Origin of the sequence: Streptomyces sp. P17 (genome assembly GCF_032436805.1) — a bacterium.
Lineage (GTDB): Bacteria > Actinomycetota > Actinomycetes > Streptomycetales > Streptomycetaceae > Streptomyces.
Map to the genome: position 1 here is coordinate 1 of NZ_JAVRBF010000693.1, position 279 is coordinate 279.

Genomic DNA, 279 nt, shown 5'->3' on the forward strand with positions numbered 1-279 from the left:
GCGACGGCGGGCACCACCCCGAAATCCTGATCATTCGGCGCGGCCACGGCGGCGACCACGACGACCATCACGGCGGCGTCTGGAAGATCGCCTTCGCCGACTTCATGACCGCGATGATGGCCTTCTTCCTGGTGATGTGGCTCATCTCCGCGAACGAGAAGACGCGGGCCTCCGTCGCCCGCTACTTCAATCCCGTGAAGCTCGTCGATGCGACGACGTCGCCGCGCGGGCTCTCCGACCCGAAGAAGGACGATTCCGGCATCACCGCCAGCACCGCCG

1 protein-coding gene is annotated in these 279 nt (G+C 66.7%); it reads left to right on the forward strand.

What is annotated here, in order from left to right; translation table 11 throughout:
* The coding region (locus RMT89_RS42615; RefSeq protein ID WP_315889130.1) for a flagellar motor protein MotB at positions 1 to 279 on the forward strand (279 nt) is incomplete at both ends.